Below are 15,110 nucleotides of genomic sequence, written 5' to 3'. Positions count from 1 at the left end.
CCGACTGGGCAAGCGCGAGTTTCAGCATGAGCTGGAAATTCACCCGCAAACTGATGCCGGTGCGATTCGAGGTCGACGAGCCGATCTGCATGATCGTCCCGCAGCGCCGAGCCGAGCTTGAAGAGTTCGCGCCCGAACTCAGGCGCATCGAGTCTGACGAAGATCTGCAGCGCAAGCATGAGTTGTTTCTTCGCTCACGCAACGCGGCAAGTCAGTCCGAGCAGGCAGCGAGGGTCGCCGCGGGAGAGCAACCGGAGTGGCAAGCCGACTACACGCGAGGCAGACACAGAGACGGCGACGCCGGGACACCGGATCACCAGACTCGCCGTCATCTTCGTTCATTTGTTCAGCCACAACATGAGAAGCCTCAAGTATGAGCGTAAAGCACCGCGTTGCGAGAGGCGTTGCAGGGCAACGCCGATCATGCGTTGACGCGGGCCGAACAGACACTGATGGCCGAGTGGCTCGACCGGTTAGCGGATCGGCGGGTCTTGACGCCGTCAAGAGCAATCGTCCGTCTACCTGCACAATAGCGACTCGTTGCTCCCTGCCGGCCCGCCTTCGCCGATCAGCTAACGCGCCCGAGGTGGGCAGCGGCTTCCAGGAGATCGGCGGCCTTGGCAGCGCTTTCGGCGGGTGTAGTCATCTGGGCGGCGACCTCACGGGCTCGAGTGGCGCATTGCGCAGTGAGGATGGACCGCAGATCCGCCACCAGCGATTTCTGGGTGGCGTCGGAGAAGCGCCGTCCAATGCCGACTTCCAGTTCGCTGACCGCAGCTGCCCACAGCGGCTGATCGACCGAGATCGCAAGGATCAACGTCGGGGTTCCGGCCCGGATGCCTGCGAACGTGGTGCCGGGCCCCCCGTGGTGGACGACAGCGCGGCAGACGGGAAAGACGGCCGAGTGGTTCACCGCGCTCACAACCTTAACGTGGTCGAATTGCGGGACGTCGGTGAAATCGCTCGTGCCACTGCAAATCAACGCTCGCTCGCCTAGCTCCCCGCAAGCTGCGCTGATCGTCGCGAACGCATCAGCAGGAAATGCGACTCGCGTACTGCCAAAGCCGAAATAGATCGGCGGCGATCCCGCGGCAATCCACGACGAGACCTCGTCGTCGGCATCCATCGGCAATTCCAGCGTCAGCCCGCCAACGAAAGGCCTTCGGGCGTCGCTTTTCCATTCGTCTGCCAGCCCGGGAAAGAAGAACTCGTCGTAGGCCTGGATCGCCAGCAATTGTCGGGTCGAGGGTCCCGTTTCCTCTGGCAGGCCTAGCGCCCGCCGTTGAGCGTCTTCAGCGTCTTTGGTTATGTCCCAACCCGTGCCACAAGGCGCTATCGGGTAGAACTGCAGCGCAGCCAGCGGAATGTCGTAGTACTCCGCGACATTGGCGGCCAGCCGCTGCTCGCTTAGGTCCGCCAATAGCAGGTCAGCCCCATCTGCCAGCGACTTCAGCGCGGTACCCAGCGCCGGCCAGAGCAGGCTGACATCGTTCATAATTTCCAACGCCACGCTGATAGGACTCGGCGTTTCCCCGTATTTGCGGATTAAATCCGCATTTCGCACTACCTGGTCGGGGCCGTGGGCGACCCCAGCAAGACCCGCCGACTCGACCAAGCCGAGATAGTTAGGCGGGACCGCCACGCGTACTTCGTGACCTCGGCGCTGCAGCTCCCGGCCGACGGCAGCGAACGGCTCGACATCTCCCCGAGATCCCACGGTTGCCAGCGCAAATTTCATCGCGGATCCTTCGGGATCGAATCTCCCAGCAGCTGGGATTGAGGGTGCGGTAGGGGCAGCGCCAACGCTGGCCAAGCAAAGCGTATGACGTGTTCCCTTGCCGCCCTGCGGCTTCGGCGACGGACCGAGTGGTCGACGGCGACGGCGACCAGTGCCCGTATCGTCATCGCATCGCTGAGTGGGTGTGGCGAACGCAACTGACCCGATCGATGCCCGGCACGCAACGCCTTCACCAAAGATTTCATGATGTTTCGCCGAAGCTCGGCGTGCGCGGCGATGACGCCCGGTGAGGTGCGTACTCCGGCCGACGTGTACAGCATGATTCGACGGGCACGTTTCGGCTCGTAGAACTCATCGAGGGATTGGTCGAGCCACGCGGCCAATGCCGAGCGGGGTCGGCGGCGTCATCGACAATACGGTCCAGGGACTGTCCGACAAGCTCCGCGTCGCGGCGCATCACTGCGACGAAAAGCGCTTCCTTCGAATCGAAGTGACGGTAGAACGCACAAGCAGATACACCGGCCTCGGCAAGAATATCGGCGACCACTACCTCGGGGTAGCAATCAACTGTCATCACTTTGATCGCCGCAACCATCAGGAGCTGCCGCTCGGTATCGCCATCGAACCGCCGTGGTCGCCCCGGCCGCGGCGGCATGTGTCGAGCCGGCATCGAACGTCAGCCTCCTCACCAGATCCTGGTACGTCTCAGTCCACCGGATGACATCCTTCCACGCGCACGCTTCGATCTCTGCTGCAAGCGATCAGCCGAGTTTGGTCAGCAGCATGCAACCCGCGATCGGGCCTCCGCCGTTCGATACGGCCCCAACTTCCGGGATGCCTGGGACCTGGCGTGCGCCCGCCTCTCCGCGCAACTGCAAGACCGCTTCGTGGAGGTATCCGTACCCGTGCAGCCGGCCGCCCGAGAGCTGGCCACCGTGGGTGTTCACGGGAAGGTCGCCGTCGAGGGCGATGGTTGCGCCTCCTTCGATGAAAGGTCCGCTCTCGCCTCGCCCGCAGGATCCGAGCGCTTCCAGCCACGACATGGTGAGCCAGCTGAAACCGTCGTACAGCTCGGCGACGTCGACATCGGCTGGACGGAGATCGGTCCGCGACCACATGTGATCGGCCGGCGAGTGGGCAGGCATGGTGGTCACATCTTCCCATTGCTCCCACGACGGCCGTCCGCGAAAGGCCGTTCCAACAGCCTCGATCCGTGCCACGGGATGATCGATCGCCGACGCGTGCTCGACGGACGACACCACCAATGGCGTTGACCCGTCAACGGGTACGTCGCAATCGAAAAGGCGAAACGGCGAGGAGATGATCCGCGACGACAGGTAATCATCCATCGTCAAAGGAGTCCGGTATACCCCCTTGGGGTTGAGCGCCGCGTTGCGACGGCCATTGAGTGCTGTGCGATCTGCTGTTCGGTAGTCCCGAATTCGTGAAAATGCCTCTGCGCGTACATCGCCAACCATGACGCAGCGGAGTACGCCCGGAATGGAGCCATCCTTTGGGATCGCCCCATCGGCCGTGTCTTGGCCGACACCGACGCCCGCACGTCGGCCGGTTCCCTGCGCCGTCGACTCGGTGACCTTCCGATAGACAAGAACGTGGCGAGCCAGCCCCATCGACACCGCCATGACGGGATTTACGACTGTTTGCAGTTGGGCGGGTCCCTCGATTCCACCGCTGTGCCAGTTGAGCGACAGGCGCAATGCGTCTTGCACCGCGAGCCGACCATGGTCTTAAGCCGTGGCGGGTCGAGACGTTCAACGTCAGCAACGATCCTCGGTTCGCGGAGAAACTCGTCGATGTCGTAGGCCTGTACGTTGTACGTAACTCGAATCTTTCGAACCGAGTTACGTACATTCGCAAACTTCGATTTGGAGGACTCTGATGACCTCGCCGCGCTGCTTGGGAAGCGGTACGGATTGTGAGTAGCCCTCGGCTGCACGTTGCGTTTGTATGCAGTTTCAATCGCGCTCGATCGGTGATGGCTGCGGCGTTGTTCGCTGAGCAGCTGCGGGAGCGTGGTCTGGGTGATGTGGTGCGGGTGTCCAGTGCGGGCACCGCCGCTTGTGTGGGTGATCGCGCCGATGAGCAGGCGTGCTCGGTGCTGCGTGAGCGTGGTTATCCGGTGCCGGCGGATCATCGGGCTGCGCTGGTCGGTGATGAGCACCTTGGAGCTGATTTGGTGGTTGCGTTGGGTCGCGAACATGTTGGGGTGTTGCAGGCGTGTGGCGTTGATGACAACCGGCTTAGGCACGTCGACGTCCGGAATCCGTTATTTGGTGCTGATTTCGAGGACGCCTTTGCAGCTATCGAGGCCGCGATGCCCGGGCTGCATGAGTGGCTAGACGGGCGCCTGACCGCACCTGGTTTCGGCCGCTTGGAAACTGCCGTGGGCTTTCGTTTTTGGACGGGGACCTCCGGCGATGTGCTCAGGTCTCCGTACAACTCGCACATCTTGTGGCCGACGAAATGGTGCGACGCCGGATGCTCCATCCCAGGGCACGTGCCGCCGGCTCCGGGGTGCGAGTGTGGCTGGTACGCCGATATCGAGGTCGCGGACCTGATCGCGCGGGCACGTGGGTTCCCGGGAGTGTCGCGAGTGGCGTCGCGCCTGGGGGTTGTGGACCCGCCGTGGTCGTATCTGGTTGTCGGCAAGGTTCTCTTGTTCGACGTGGTGGCATTCCGGCCAATACCTACGATGAAGATCAGCCCCCGTGCCGAGTACCGGGCGCGCGGGGGCAGCATCCTCGAGCTGGGCCTCCTCGACACAGACGGGGGCCCGGAGGCCGTGGCGTTCGGCCAGGAGTTGTCGGATAGGTACGACGTGGAAGTCCTAGACATCAGCGATCGCGCGCAGCACTTGGCGACTTTGCCCCAGGCGTCGGCGGGTGAGAACACCACCGACGTAAACCGTCCGTCTTTGATTTTGTGACAAATCTACACGAATTCGCCGTCAGTAAACGAGAGCGTTTCGAGTAGTTGGTCGAACGTCAAAGCCAGGAGCGCCATTTACGGCGTTCGGTGGGTCCATCGGAGCCGGACATGCTGCATTATGTGCTCACCGTTGCGCGTGGGCTGGGATATAACACGCCACGGGCGACCAGCGTGAACGTTTGTGTCGTGGTGCTTTTTCCTTGACATTGGATCGTTACCGTTGCTTTCGATCCGCCGGCCGTGCTGGGGGTTCCACGTACATGCGTACGACATCGACGAGTTTCTCCTCGAACCGAGGATCGTTGCTGACCTTGACCGTCTCGACCCGCCACGGCTTAAGACCATGGTCGGCCCAGATCTTGGTCACCGAGTCCTTGCCGATTCCCACCCGTGCCGCCACCATGGCCGCCGAATGGGCCTTCGCCCGCCACTACCCCAACTGCACCTCCCCCAAAACCGTGGAGCCCATGCACTATGAGGAATAGGTATGCCAGAGACACGGAGGAAGTTCGATCCTGAGTTCCGGGAGGGGGCGGTTCGCATTGTCCGGGATACCGGCAAGCCGATCGCCCAGGTGGCTCGGGACCTGGGCACTTCCCGCTTGCGCGGGAGAGTCGGGCAATCGGGTGCAGCCGCTGTGCTGGGTTTGACTGTAATCAAGCCCAGTTCAAACCCAGCACAGAGGCAATGACTTGAGCGCGAAAGACTTCGACGGGAACTTGATTTCGGGGATGTACCCGTCAGGCAGTTCGAACTCGGGGATTTGCTTGAGCCATTCTGCGACGATCACGATCAGCTCGATCCGCGCCAGATGAGAACCCAGGCAGCGGTGCGGTCCGCCGCCGAATCCCCAGTGCCGGTGCACCTTTCCGTCCATCACCAGATCGTCGGTTGACCACTCGTCGCTGCCGTCGCGGTTGACTACGGCCATGCACAACCGCACCTGCGAACCCGGCGGTAGTGTCATGCCGCCGACGTTGACGAACTCGGTGACAATCCGGGGCGCCACCGGGGCCGGCGGCTGCAGTCGAATGATTTCTTCGATGAAAACCCTGATCTGCCTAGGGTTATCGCGAAGCTCCGCGCGCAGCTGCGGTCTGCGCGCCAATTCGAACAAACAAAATCCGATGATCGCCGTCACGGTGTCCAGACCCGCCAGGATCAACAGGTGACTCATGCCCAGCAGCTCGAGATCGGTGAAGTCGCCCGGGCCAGTCATCACCTGCGACAACATGTCCGAGCCCGGATTTTCCCGGCGCTGCGCAATCACCTTGCTGAGGTATTCGAACATTTCGACTTGGCCCGCGTGGAGCTCGGCGATGGTGAGGAATTCCTTGTCGCCGATGATGGAGTCTTTCCAGCCGATCAAGGTGTCGCGATCCTCGAGTGGCAGACCGTAGAGGTCGAGGAACACCTGAAAGGGGTAGAGCCTGGCGAAATCCGCCATGGCCTCGCACTCGCCCCGGCGGGCGAACGCCTCGATCATCTCAGCGGCGTGGCGCTGCAGCACCGGCCGAGACTTGCTCAGCCTGGTCGGGCTGAAGTAGGGCTGCAAAATTTTGCGGTACCGGGTGTGCTGCGGCGGGTCGAACGCCAGCGGGATCACCGGCAGCGGATTGGTTGGGGGCTGCAGGATCGTTGACGAAAAGACCTTCGGGTTGCGCAGCGCGGCAAGCACATCCTCGCGTCGGGTCAGGTAGTAATAGCCGTTCATGAACACCACGGGCCCGGCGTCACGCAGCGTCTTCCAGCCGACCCCGCGGTCTTCGGCCAGGGGCAACGACTCGTAATTAAGCCGCGGTAGGTAGAACCCGCCGGCGTGGTCCTGGCCCAGAGTGCTCATGCGCTCAAAATTCTTTCCCTTTAGTTCCGTGGTTGGTCCGATTTCCCGGACGCCAATGTAGCCAAGCCGTGCTGCCCCAGCCCAATATTGCATGCCTGGTAGGCACCCACCAATCCGGTAGCGGCGGTTAATCTACGTATCGATCTGTCCGCCCCGATCTGGCCCTCGAGTGGTCGAGAAAGGACACCGGAGTGAAGGTTCGTCTCGAACAGTCCAGGTGCGTGGGACACGCCCAGTGCTACGCGGTCGATCCCAATCTGTTCCCGATCGACGAGTCGGGTTACTCGATCCTCGAAGAGCACGAGGTGCGTCCCGAGGACGAACAGTTGACTCGGGACGGCGTCGCCTCCTGCCCGGAGATGGCGCTCATCCTCGAAGAGGACTAATCAAACGGGAGATGAACGCGGTGTGCCGATCGCCGGAAGCGATTTTTGCCATCGCCGCAGGTCGCAGCCACCCGTCGGGACGCATGGTTTAACGGTAGCTAAATAAAAATCTGCATGGAATGAACACTTGGCTTCGTCATCGCACAAGCCTCGTCGCGCCCTTCACAAGCCTCGTCGCGCCCTTTAAAGTCTTTGCCGAGCGGCGGTTCGGTCACGAGGAGGTGTCGATCGAAGACGTTCAACCCTGAAGGGATATCGAGTCAGAAAGCAATTTCCGCGGATGATCCCAGTATCGGCTCGGCAAGTGAACGCCCGGAACGTATCGGGCTGCCTGGCGCGACGTGCGGGCCAGAGGACGAGAAGTGTTCGCAGCGGTGCGGCTGCAAGTGCGGATGGAGGCAGCCGAGGCAGTCGATATGGCCGATTGAGGAGGGGTGGTGTTTGACTTCGGAGCGTTGCCGCCTGAGATCAATTCGGGTCGGATGTACTCCGGTCCGGGTTCGGGGCCGTTGATGGCGGCCGCGTCGGCCTGGGATTCGGTTGCGGCCGAATTGAGTACGGCGGCAGCGGGTTACAACTCGGTGATTGCGGAGCTGACGGGTTCGCCGTGGTTGGGTCCGGCGTCGCGGGCGATGATGTCTGCGGTGACGCCGTATGCGAGCTGGATCAGCGCGGCGGCCGCGCAGGCCGAGGAGACGGCGAGTCAGGCCCGCGCGGCGGCGGCCGCGTATGAGACCGCGTTCACGTTGACGGTGCCCCCGCCAGTGATCGCGGCCAACCGGGTGTTGTTGGCGACGTTGGTTGCGACGAATTTCTTCGGGCAGAACACCCCGGCGATCGCGGCCACGGAAGCCCAGTACATGGAGATGTGGGCTCAGGATGCGGCGGCGATGTATGGCTATGCGGGTTCGTCGGCGCTCGCCACGGAGCTGACCCGATTCCTCGACCCGCCAAACACCACCACTGCGGGCGCGGCGGGCAGCCAGTCGGCCGCGGTCGCCCAGGCCAGCGCCACGCCGGCTGGACAGTCCGCGCAGACCGTGTCGTCGGCGGTCTCGCAGCTGGCTGCCGCGGTGCCGCAGGCGCTGCAGCAGCTGTCGGCGGCGGCGCCCGCGGCCACCCAGCACGGGTTGATCTGGAACACGATCCAGGATTTCCTGACCTACGGTCTGCCCACCCCGACGAACAACTGGATCGGGCTTGCCCCCGGCCAGTACACCGCGATCATCAAACAAACCCTGCAGGCCTATTTCGCGATAGGCATCGGCAACTTCGGCTGGTCCATCGGTCAGCAGACGTTCAACGGTGCGTTGGGTACGACGGCCGGTTCGGGTGGTGCGTTCATCCCGTCACCGCAGTTCGCCGCCCTGGGTGCCGGTGGTTGGCACTGGCACGCGGCCGGACCGATCGCGAGTCTGTCGTCGGCCACCAAGGTCGGGGGGCTGTCGGTACCGTCGAGTTGGCTCAACGCGCCCGGTGCACCCGTGACGGCGGGGGAGCAGGCCGCCACCAAGCTGGTGAGCGCCAACTTCGTCAATGGTTCGCCGGGTGGAGCCAGCCCCGGCGGGGTCAACGCCGCGCTGCCTGGGGTCCCGATGGCCGGGGGCCGCGGGGCGCAACGCGCGGGCAACCTGGGCGTGCGGTACGGATTCCGATATAGCGTGCTCACCCGGCCGCCGTCGGCAGGATGAGGCCAACGTGGGAAAGATAAAGTGGCCAACAAATGAATAGTGGTTATCCGGTGGTGAGTATTCCGCAGCGGCGAGGCGCTGCGACCAGGATCGATTTAACGTTGATAGCAACCAATCCCGAAGGTGTAAGCCGGACGGTTACCGAGGAGGAAATGGCATGTCGTATGTGACTACGCAACCGGAGGCGCTGGCGGCGGCGGCGGGCACCTTGCAGGGGATCGGCGCGGCGATGAGTTCGCAGAATGCGGCGGCGGCGGCGCCGACGACGGGTGTGGTGCCCGCGGCTGCCGACGAGGTATCAGCGCTGACCGCGGCGCAGTTCGCCGCGCACGCACAGATGTACCAGGCGGTCAGCGCGCAGGCCGCGGCCATTCACGAGTTGTTCGTCAACACCCTGCACCTGAGCGGGGCGTCGTATCGGATCACTGAGGCGGCGAATGCCGCCTCGGCCGGTTAAGGGGTCAAGGCATGTCCGATTTAGGTGCGCTGCCGCCCGAGGTTTCCTCGGCGTTGATTTACTCGGGCCCGGGATCGTCATCGTTGACGTCGGCGGCCGCGGCGTGGAACGCGGTGGCCGCCGAATTGGCCTCTACCGCACAGGGTTTGGACAAGGTCGTCAGCCAGCTGGCCAGCGAGTCGTGGTTGGGACCGACCTCGGCGGCCATGGTCGCCGCGGTGCAACCGTATGTGAGCTGGGTGAGCACCACTGCCGGCCAAGCCGAGCACGCGGCCGCGCAGGCGCAGTCGGCGGCGGCGGCCTTTGAGACGGTGTTCGCCTCGGTGGTGCCTCCGCCGCTGATCGCGGCCAACCGTGCCGAGCTGGCCCAGGCGGTGCAGACCAATATCTTGGGCCTGAACCAGAATGTGATCGCGCAATTGGAGGCCCAATACGGCGAATTTTGGGCCAATAACGCCTCGGCCATGTACGGGTATGCCGGGTCCTCGGCGGCGGCGACCAAAATCAGCTCGTTTACCGAGGCGCCCGCGATCGCCAACCCGGCTGCGGCGCTCAGCTCGACGGCCAGCACGGCCGCCACCCCGGCCACCTCGATCCAAAGCTATCTCCAGGGCATTTTGACCAACGTCCAGGCCCGGATACAAAGCCTGACCGGCCCGTTCATCGGGCCCACCGCCACCGGCAGGACAGGGCTGAGCGAGATCTGGTTCCTGTTGACCGGCCAGACCATCCTGCCCACCAACCTGGGCGCGCTGGTCAACGGCTATGCGCCGTTTGCGAGCTTCTTCTACAACACTGAAGGTCTGCCGTACTTCAGCGTTGGTATGGGCAACTTCGGTACCCAGATCTCCAAGTCGGCGGGCTGGCTCGGTGGTGCCGCCCCGGCGGCGGCGGCCGCGGTACCCAAGGGCATCGGCGGGCTCGGCGGGGCGGCCGGCGGCGCCGGCGGGCAGGTCGCAGCCGGTTTGGGTAGCGGAGCCCACGTGGCGGGCCTGTCGGTACCCAACTCCTGGCCCGGAGCCACCCTGCCCAGTGCGGCCAAGCCGATGTCGGCCATCCCGGTCAGCGAGCCGATCACCTCGGGCGAGTCCGGCGCCGGAAACCTGATCGGCGGCATGCCCATCGGCGGAACCGGTGCCGCGCGCGGGGCCGGCGTGGGCCCGCGCTACGGATTCAAACCCACCGTCATGCCCCGCCCCATGTCCGCGGGCTAACCCCACACCCCACACACCCCGAAGGCGCGCCCACCGCACACCCCGCGGCCGGCGCGCCTTCGGGCATCGCAGGGCAAACTAATTCGGCCCGATCCGTCCGTCACCCGGCGATCCGCTGAGACGGCCTTTTGCTGCGGCCGGATTTTTATGGTGTTCACCCCTTCAGCGTGGCCCGGCGAAGGCCCATTGTGCCGCTCCCGCGAACCGTCGGCGGCCGGCGTTGTCGGCGCGTTCCCAGAGGTCACCGGCCGTATCAGCGGGAAACCGCGCACCCGGCGGCCGCGCCGCGTCTCCCCCTGGGGCGCCGGACGAGTAGCTGCACCGGTCTCGCGGTCGGCTGCATGACGTAAGGCCAGCAGGGGAGTACGCCGAACTAATCTCACACGAGATCAACTTCCTCCAAGGTCCTCAAGCGAAGGTGGCGTGTGAGCGCATCCATGTCGTATGGATTGGGCGGTTCGTAGGTGCTGGATTACGGGGCGTTGCCGCCTGAGATCAATTCGGGTCGGATGTACTCCGGTCCGGGTTCGGGGCCGTTGATGGCGGCCGCGTCGGCCTGGGATTCGGTGGCGGCCGAATTGGGCACGGCGGCAACGGGTTACAACTCGGTGATTGCGGAGCTGACGAGTTCGCCGTGGTTGGGTCCGGCGTCGCTGGCGATGATGTCTGCGGTGACGCCGTACGTGAGTTGGATCAGTGCGGCAGCCGCGCAGATCGAGGAGACGGCGAGTCAGGCCCGCGCGGCCGCAGCCGCCTTTGAGACCGCGTTCACATTTACGGTGCCTCCGCCGGTGATTGCGGCCAATCGGGTGTTGTTGGCGACGTTGGTCGCGACAAATTTTTTTGGGCAGAACACTCCAGCGATCGCGGCCACCGAGGCCCAGTACATGGAGATGTGGGCTCAGGATGCGGCGGCGATGTACGGCTATGCGGGGTCGTCGGCGATGGCCACGGAGTTGAGCCGATTCATTGACCCGCCGAATACCACCACCGCTGGCGCGGCGGGCAGCCAGTCGGCCGCGGTTGCCCAGGCTAGCGCGACGCCGGCGGGCGAGTCCGCGCAGACCGTTGCGTCCGCAGTCTCAGAGTTGGTTGCCACGGTGCCGCAGGCGCTGCACCAGCTGTCGTCGGCGGCGCCGGCGGCCATCACAACCCAGCACGGGTTGATTTGGAACACCATCGAGGACTTTTTGACCTACGGTCTGCCTACCCCGACGAATAACTGGATCGGGCTGACCTCCAGCCAGTACACCGTGTGGCTGAAACAAACCACAGGCCTGGCCTACTTTTCGAATGGCATGGCCAGCTTTGGTATGTCCATCGGTCAGCAGACGTTCAACGGTCCGTTGGGTACGACGGCCGGTTCGGGTGGTGCGTTCATCCCGTCGCCGCAGTTCGCCGCCCTGGGTGCCGGTGGCTGGCATTGGCACGCGGCCGCGCCGTCGGCGAGTCTGTCGTCGGCCACCAAGATCGGCGGGCTGTCCGTCCCCTCGAGTTGGCTCAACGCGCCTGGCGCGCCCGTCACCGCGGGGGAGCAGGCCGCCACCAAGCTGGTGAGCGCCAACTTGGCCGGCACGCCGGAGGGAGCCAACGCCGCCGGAGCGAACGCCGCGCTGCGCGGGATGCCGATGGTCGGGGGAGGCCGCGGGGCGCAACGCGCAGGCAACCTGGGCGTGCGATACGGATTCCGATATAGCGTGCTCACCCGACCACCGTCGGCGGGATAACACCATGGACCGAATTAACGTCAGGAGTATTCAGATTCCCGAGGGTCTCGATGGCCGGAGGGCTATTGAGAGGGAGATCAGATGGCGTTTGTGACTACGCAACCGGAGGCGTTGGCGGCGGCGGCCGGCAACCTTGCAGGGGATCGGCGCGGCGATGAGTTCGCAGAATGCGGCGGCGGCGGCGCCGACGACGGGTGTGGTGCCCGCGGCTGCCGATGAGGTGTCGGCGTTGACCGCGGCGCAGTTCGCCGCGCATGCGCACATGTATCAGGCGGTCAGTGCTCAGGCCGCGGCCATTCACGAGTTGTTTGTTCACACCCTGGGCCTGAGCTCGGGGTCGTATGCGGCCACTGAGGCGGCCAACGCCGCTTCGGCCGGTTAAGGGGTCACGGCATGTCCGATTTAGGTGCGCTGCCGCCCGAGGTCTCCTCGGCGTTGATTTATTCGGGTCCGGGGTCGTCGTCGTTGACGTCGGCGGCCTCGGCCTGGAACTCGGTGGCGGCCGAGTTGGCTTCTACCGCGCAGGGGTTGGACAAGGTGGTCACCCAGCTGGCCAGCGAGTCGTGGCTGGGGCCGACGTCGGCGGCGATGGTCGCGGCGGTGCAGCCGTATGTGAGCTGGGTGTCCACGACTGCGGGGCAGGCCGAGCACGCGGCGGCTCAGGCGCAGTCGGCGGCGGCGGCCTTTGAGACCGTGTTCGCCTCGGTGGTGCCCCCGCCGTTGATCGCGGCCAACCGCGCCGAGCTGGCTCAGGCGGTGCAGACCAACGTGTTGGGTCTGAACAACAACGTGATCGCGCAGTTGGAATCCCAATACGGCGAATTCTGGTCGCAAAACGCCACAGCCTTATATGGGTATGCGTCCTCCTCGGCGGCGGCGACCAAGATCAGCTCGTTTACCGAGGCTCCCGCGATCGCCAACCCGGCTGCCGCGCTGACCTCGGCGGCCACCTCGGCCACCGCGAGCCCGGCGACCTCGGTGCAGAGCTGGATCCAGGGTCTTTTGACCAATGTGCAGGCCCGGATCCAGTCGCTGACCGGCCCGTTCATCGGCAATACCGCGACGTCGAAGTCGGCGCTGAGCGAGATCTGGTTCTTGTTGACCGGCCAGACCATCTTGCCCACCAACCTGGGCACGCTGGTCAACGGCTACTCGCCCTTCGCGGGGTTCTTCTACAACACTGAAGGTCTGCCGTACTTCAGCGTGGGTATGGGCAACTTCGGTACCCAGATCGCCAAGTCGGCGGGCTGGCTCGGTGGCGCGGCCCCAGCAGCGGCGGCCGCGGTGCCCAAGGGTATCGGCGGTCTGGGCGCTGCGGCCGGCGGTGCCGGCGGGCAGGTCGCCGCCGGTTTGGGTCACGGAGCCCATGTGGCGGGGCTGTCGGTGCCCAACTCCTGGCCGGGAGCCACGCTGCCCAGCGCGGCCAAGCCGATGTCGGCCATCCCGGTCAGCGAGCCGATCACCTCGGGCGAGTCCGGCGCCGGAAACCTGGTCGGCGGCATGCCCGTGGGCGGAACCGGTGCTGCGCGCGGGGCCGGTGCGGGCCCGCGCTACGGATTCAAACCCACCGTCATGGCCCGCCCCATGTCCGCGGGCTAACCCCACACCCCACACACCCCGAAGGCGCGCCCACCGCACACCCCGCGGCCGGCGCGCTTTCGGCATCTAAGGCCAACGGGTGCTGTGGCGGACGAGAGTTAGTCAGTGGCAAGATTTTTTCCCACCGCGCGACAACAGTTCCGCGAAACACCTGTTCAACCCGCTTTTAACGGGCCCGGGGAGACCCCCTGCTCGCGCACGGGGCGTTCACCTCGTCGAACGCTCCACAATTCCAGGTCAAGCGCTGTTACTGTGTCGTTACTGAAGGTGAATTCGTAGTGCCGTCCCGTGAACACTTGTGAACAGGTGGCCTCGAAAACAGCTGAGGCGGAAACAGTCATCTAGTCTCTTCCACAGAACAGACGCTGGGAAAGGGAGGAAACAGCATGTCGTTCGTGACCACACAGCCAGAGGCACTGGCTGCGGCGGCCGGGGCCTTGCATGGCATCGGCTCGACCATGAGCGCGCAGAATGCGACTGCGGCGGCTTCGACGACCGGAGTGGTGCCCGCTGCCGCCGACGAGGTGTCGGCGCTGACCGCGGCTCAGTTCGCAGCGCATGCCCAGATGTATCAGGCCGTCAGCGCGCAAGCCGCAGCGATTCACGAGTTGTTTGTCAATACGCTTTCGACCAGTTCCGGCTCTTACGCGGCCACCGAGGCCGCCAACGCAGCCGCTGCCGGCTAACCAGGCCGGCAGGCGAGGCAAGGGTTGCGATGGATCGCCACGGACGTGGGCTCCACGGCAACCCCCCAGCAGTCGGTGATTCCGGGGATCGACTGCTGGGCCATGGTAGCGCCCGGGACGGTATGAGCAGCCCAACCTGCTTCACCGTGTTGGAACGGCCGGTGGTAGCCGGCAACTGACGGAGAGGGGGCCATCCTTAGTTTCCGGTTCGGCGGTTGCGTTAACGCGTGACCGGTCGGGCCATCGCCTTCCAGCACGAAAACACGAAAGAATTAACCAACTTCAATAAGGAGAACATTCAACATGGCACGCTTTATGACCGACCCGCACGCTATGCGGGCGATGGCTGGCCGCTTCGAGATGCACGCTCAGACGGTGTCGGACGAGGCTCGCAAGATGTGGGCGTCCTCGCAGAACATCGCCGGGGCTGGCTGGAGCAGTACCGCTCAGGCGACCTCTTACGACACGATGGGCCAGATGAACCAGGCCTTCAACAACATCGTGAACATGCTGCACGGCGTGCGTGACGGTCTGGTCCGCGACGCGAACAACTACGAGACTCAAGAGCAGGCCTCGCAGCAGATCCTCAGCAGCTAGCGCCCCAACCCGTAGCTGCGTACCCTTATCAATCGTTAGGAGAAAACCGTTATGAGCATCAATTACCAGTTCGGCGATGTCGACGCCCACGGCGCCCTCATCCGCGCGCAGGCTGCTTCGTTGGAGTCCGAGCACCAGGCCATCGTCCGCGATGTGCTGGCTGCCGGTGACTTCTGGGGTGGCGCCGGTTCGGTGGCTTGCCAGGAGTTCATCACCCAGTTGG

The 15,110-nt window shown here is 64.6% G+C and carries 17 protein-coding genes and 2 pseudogenes; 14 read left to right on the top strand and 5 right to left on the bottom strand.

Annotated elements, in window-relative coordinates; all coding sequences use genetic code 11:
- Nucleotides 1-377 (top strand): DUF6065 family protein (locus ACLP9N_RS00715; RefSeq protein WP_442405595.1); only part of this gene is annotated, 377 nt, incomplete at its 5' end.
- 191 nt (nucleotides 378-568) lie between these two features.
- Here ACLP9N_RS00715 and ACLP9N_RS00710 read toward each other — a convergent pair.
- The 4 genes and pseudogenes from ACLP9N_RS00710 to ACLP9N_RS00695 all read right to left on the bottom strand — a co-directional run bounded on the left by ACLP9N_RS00710 (nucleotide 569) and on the right by ACLP9N_RS00695 (nucleotide 3,087).
- Nucleotides 569-1,738 carry a glycosyltransferase gene (locus tag ACLP9N_RS00710; protein WP_442405594.1) on the bottom strand — a complete coding sequence of 390 codons (1,170 nt, stop codon included), beginning with the start codon at nucleotides 1,736-1,738 and terminating at the stop codon, nucleotides 569-571.
- Nucleotides 1,735-2,121: a hypothetical protein gene (locus tag ACLP9N_RS00705; protein WP_442405597.1), complete on the bottom strand. Its 387-nt coding sequence runs from the start codon at nucleotides 2,119-2,121 to the stop codon at nucleotides 1,735-1,737. Before ACLP9N_RS00705 ends, ACLP9N_RS00710 begins: the two co-directional genes overlap by 4 nt.
- A 134-nt stretch (nucleotides 2,122-2,255) precedes the next feature.
- Nucleotides 2,256-2,312 (bottom strand): annotated as a pseudogene (locus ACLP9N_RS00700) (hypothetical protein); the annotation flags it as partial.
- 187 nt (nucleotides 2,313-2,499) lie between these two features.
- Nucleotides 2,500-3,087, bottom strand: a complete 588-nt coding sequence (locus ACLP9N_RS00695; protein ID WP_442405593.1) for a thiolase family protein — start codon at nucleotides 3,085-3,087, stop codon at nucleotides 2,500-2,502.
- Nucleotides 3,088-3,674: 587 nt separating this feature from the next.
- On the opposite strand from ACLP9N_RS00695, the gene ACLP9N_RS00690 reads away from it, so the two are divergent.
- The 3 genes from ACLP9N_RS00690 (at nucleotide 3,675) to ACLP9N_RS00680 (ending at nucleotide 5,378) form a co-directional block, all read left to right on the top strand.
- A complete protein-coding gene (locus ACLP9N_RS00690; protein ID WP_442405592.1) occupies nucleotides 3,675-4,685 on the top strand; it encodes an arsenate-mycothiol transferase ArsC in 1,011 nt (336 codons plus the stop codon).
- A gap of 313 nt (nucleotides 4,686-4,998) precedes the next feature.
- On the top strand, nucleotides 4,999-5,172 hold the full coding sequence (locus ACLP9N_RS00685) for a hypothetical protein (RefSeq protein ID WP_442405591.1): 174 nt from the start codon (nucleotides 4,999-5,001) through the stop codon (nucleotides 5,170-5,172).
- Nucleotides 5,173-5,174: 2 nt separating this feature from the next.
- Nucleotides 5,175-5,378 carry a transposase gene (locus ACLP9N_RS00680; RefSeq protein WP_442405590.1) on the top strand — a complete coding sequence of 68 codons (204 nt, stop codon included), beginning with the start codon at nucleotides 5,175-5,177 and terminating at the stop codon, nucleotides 5,376-5,378.
- Here the strand turns inward: ACLP9N_RS00680 and ACLP9N_RS00675 are convergent.
- Nucleotides 5,355-6,530 carry a cytochrome P450 gene (locus tag ACLP9N_RS00675; protein WP_442405589.1) on the bottom strand — a complete coding sequence of 392 codons (1,176 nt, stop codon included), beginning with the start codon at nucleotides 6,528-6,530 and terminating at the stop codon, nucleotides 5,355-5,357. The two genes, ACLP9N_RS00680 and ACLP9N_RS00675, sit on opposite strands and share 24 nt — an antisense overlap.
- A 191-nt stretch (nucleotides 6,531-6,721) precedes the next feature.
- Between ACLP9N_RS00675 and ACLP9N_RS00670 the strand changes: the two genes are divergently transcribed.
- The 10 genes and pseudogenes from ACLP9N_RS00670 to ACLP9N_RS00625 form a co-directional block, all read left to right on the top strand.
- Complete coding sequence (locus ACLP9N_RS00670; protein WP_424075369.1) at nucleotides 6,722-6,916, top strand: ferredoxin; 195 nt, start codon at nucleotides 6,722-6,724, stop codon at nucleotides 6,914-6,916.
- 437 nt (nucleotides 6,917-7,353) lie between these two features.
- The gene (locus ACLP9N_RS00665) at nucleotides 7,354-8,607 is read left to right on the top strand and encodes a PPE family protein (RefSeq protein WP_442405588.1); all 1,254 of its coding nucleotides are present in this window, start codon (nucleotides 7,354-7,356) and stop codon (nucleotides 8,605-8,607) included.
- 157 nt (nucleotides 8,608-8,764) lie between these two features.
- Nucleotides 8,765-9,064: a PE family protein gene (locus ACLP9N_RS00660; protein WP_442398220.1), complete on the top strand. Its 300-nt coding sequence runs from the start codon at nucleotides 8,765-8,767 to the stop codon at nucleotides 9,062-9,064.
- Nucleotides 9,065-9,075: 11 nt separating this feature from the next.
- Nucleotides 9,076-10,278, top strand: a complete 1,203-nt coding sequence (locus ACLP9N_RS00655; protein ID WP_442405587.1) for a PPE family protein — start codon at nucleotides 9,076-9,078, stop codon at nucleotides 10,276-10,278.
- 464 nt (nucleotides 10,279-10,742) lie between these two features.
- Nucleotides 10,743-12,005, top strand: a complete 1,263-nt coding sequence (locus ACLP9N_RS00650; RefSeq protein ID WP_442405586.1) for a PPE family protein — start codon at nucleotides 10,743-10,745, stop codon at nucleotides 12,003-12,005.
- An 81-nt stretch (nucleotides 12,006-12,086) separates the two neighbouring features.
- A pseudogene (locus ACLP9N_RS00645) lies at nucleotides 12,087-12,387 on the top strand (PE family protein).
- An 11-nt stretch (nucleotides 12,388-12,398) separates the two neighbouring features.
- Nucleotides 12,399-13,604 (top strand): PPE family protein, encoded by a 1,206-nt coding sequence (locus ACLP9N_RS00640; protein ID WP_442405585.1) that lies wholly within the window; start codon nucleotides 12,399-12,401, stop codon nucleotides 13,602-13,604.
- A gap of 386 nt (nucleotides 13,605-13,990) precedes the next feature.
- The gene (locus tag ACLP9N_RS00635; RefSeq protein ID WP_442405584.1) at nucleotides 13,991-14,290 is read left to right on the top strand and encodes a PE family protein; all 300 of its coding nucleotides are present in this window, start codon (nucleotides 13,991-13,993) and stop codon (nucleotides 14,288-14,290) included.
- Between the two features lie 303 nt (nucleotides 14,291-14,593).
- On the top strand, nucleotides 14,594-14,887 hold the full coding sequence (locus tag ACLP9N_RS00630; protein ID WP_442405583.1) for a WXG100 family type VII secretion target: 294 nt from the start codon (nucleotides 14,594-14,596) through the stop codon (nucleotides 14,885-14,887).
- A gap of 51 nt (nucleotides 14,888-14,938) precedes the next feature.
- The coding region (locus tag ACLP9N_RS00625; protein ID WP_442405596.1) for a WXG100 family type VII secretion target at nucleotides 14,939-15,110 on the top strand (172 nt) is incomplete at its 3' end.

This window comes from Mycobacterium sp., from assembly GCF_052144515.1.
GTDB lineage: Bacteria > Actinomycetota > Actinomycetes > Mycobacteriales > Mycobacteriaceae > Mycobacterium.
The sequence above is the reverse complement of the archived record's forward strand: the minus strand, read 5'-3'. Positions and strand labels throughout refer to the sequence as shown.

Coding starts and splice junctions, on each gene's coding strand:
- ACLP9N_RS00630 (WP_442405583.1), top strand. CDS start 14,594: ATGGCACGCTTTATGACCGACCCGCACGCTATGCGGGCGATGGCTGGC.
- ACLP9N_RS00680 (WP_442405590.1), top strand. CDS start 5,175: ATGCCAGAGACACGGAGGAAGTTCGATCCTGAGTTCCGGGAGGGGGCG.
- ACLP9N_RS00695 (WP_442405593.1), bottom strand. CDS start 3,087: ATGGATGATTACCTGTCGTCGCGGATCATCTCCTCGCCGTTTCGCCTT.
- ACLP9N_RS00710 (WP_442405594.1), bottom strand. CDS start 1,738: ATGAAATTTGCGCTGGCAACCGTGGGATCTCGGGGAGATGTCGAGCCG.
- ACLP9N_RS00675 (WP_442405589.1), bottom strand. CDS start 6,530: ATGAGCACTCTGGGCCAGGACCACGCCGGCGGGTTCTACCTACCGCGG.
- ACLP9N_RS00655 (WP_442405587.1), top strand. CDS start 9,076: ATGTCCGATTTAGGTGCGCTGCCGCCCGAGGTTTCCTCGGCGTTGATT.
- ACLP9N_RS00660 (WP_442398220.1), top strand. CDS start 8,765: ATGTCGTATGTGACTACGCAACCGGAGGCGCTGGCGGCGGCGGCGGGC.
- ACLP9N_RS00635 (WP_442405584.1), top strand. CDS start 13,991: ATGTCGTTCGTGACCACACAGCCAGAGGCACTGGCTGCGGCGGCCGGG.
- ACLP9N_RS00640 (WP_442405585.1), top strand. CDS start 12,399: ATGTCCGATTTAGGTGCGCTGCCGCCCGAGGTCTCCTCGGCGTTGATT.